Here is a 1,464-nt window from a genome sequence, read left to right as displayed (position 1 = left end):
GTGGCCCGCGAAGGAGAAATTTGCGTAGGTGATTTGGCGTTTGCATTGCAAGAGAGTCAGCCGAAAGTTTCTCGTCATCTTGCTCAGTTAAGATCGAGTGGCATTTTAGTCGATAAGCGTCAGGGACAATGGGTGTACTACGAGTTATCGCAGCAATTGCCAGGATGGATGCGCAAGTTGATTGAAGACTTAGTAGCATCGAATTGCTTGAAGCAAGAATACCAAGACGACATTACACGCTTGCACGATAAAAGTCGTGAGGCTTGCTGTTAACAGCGAACAAAGATTCAAGGTTGAAGATTAAAGGGTAAGACTATGACGATTAAAGTAGGGATTAACGGGTTTGGGCGCATTGGGCGTTTGGCGCTGCGCGCGGCATTCGATTGGCCAGGATTGGAATTTGTGCAAATCAATGATGTTGCGGGCGATGCAGCAACGTTGGGTCATTTATTGGAGTTCGACTCTGTTCAAGGCCGTTGGCACCATGAAGTGCAGGTTGAGGGAAATGAACTCGTCATCAATGGCAAGCGCATCGCGACGACGCAGCATCGCGACATCGATGCAGTGAATTGGTCTGGTTGTGATGTTGTGATTGAAGCGACAGGCGTGCACCGCAAAACATCGTACCTTGACCAATATCTCGATCAGGGCGTGAAGCGAGTGGTGGTTAGCGCACCAGTGAAAGAAGAAGGTATTGCGAACATCGTTGTTGGCGTGAACGACCACATTTTCGATCCTGACAAACATCGTATCGTGACAGCGGCTTCGTGCACGACCAACTGCATCGCACCAGTAGTAAAAGTCATTCATGAGAAATTGGGCATTGAGCAATCCTCTTTCACGACGATTCATGATTTGACCAATACGCAAACCATTTTGGATGCACCGCACAAAGATCTGCGTCGTGCTCGTGCGTGTGGCATGAGTCTTATCCCGACCACCACGGGCAGTGCGACTGCGATTGTGGAAATTTTCCCTGATTTAAAAGGCAAGATTAACGGCCACGCAGTGCGTGTCCCGTTGGCGAATGCGTCACTGACAGACATCATCTTCGATGTGAAACGCGATACCACCGCAGAAGAAGTGAATGCTTTGCTGAAAGAAGCGTCAGAAGGTGAGCTAAAAGGTATTCTTGGCTTTGAAGAGCGTCCGTTGGTGTCGATCGATTACAAAGGCGATCAACGCTCAACCATCGTTGATGCACTCTCAACAATGGTCGTTGGCTCTCGCATGGTGAAGATTTACGCGTGGTACGACAATGAAATGGGTTACGCAACGCGTACCGCAGAATTGGTTCGTAACGTTGGTTTGGCTTAATAGGAGTTCACAATGTCTCATCCTACATGGCAATTAGATTTGGACTCTGGTGCATTAGTCCTAACACCGTGCCCGGGTACGAAAGGCGTCGATTTGCAAACGTCTTTACAGCAATTAAAAGAGCAGGGTGTTCAAGCGGTGGTTACG

2 protein-coding genes and 1 pseudogene are annotated in these 1,464 nt (G+C 48.6%); all 3 read left to right on the top strand.

All coding sequences use genetic code 11. The annotated features are described in order from the left end of the window. The coding region (locus R7Q09_RS24195; protein ID WP_318143708.1) for a metalloregulator ArsR/SmtB family transcription factor at positions 1-273 on the top strand (273 nt) is incomplete at its 5' end. A gap of 42 nt (positions 274-315) precedes the next feature. Continuing rightward, the gene (locus R7Q09_RS24190; protein ID WP_318143707.1) at positions 316-1,317 is read left to right on the top strand and encodes an ArsJ-associated glyceraldehyde-3-phosphate dehydrogenase; all 1,002 of its coding nucleotides are present in this window, start codon (positions 316-318) and stop codon (positions 1,315-1,317) included. Positions 1,318-1,329: 12 nt separating this feature from the next. After that, a pseudogene (locus R7Q09_RS24185) lies at positions 1,330-1,464 on the top strand (phosphatase); the annotation flags it as partial.

The organism is Vibrio sp. 2130-1 (assembly GCF_033339515.1).
This window is presented reverse-complemented; position numbering and strand designations above follow the sequence as displayed.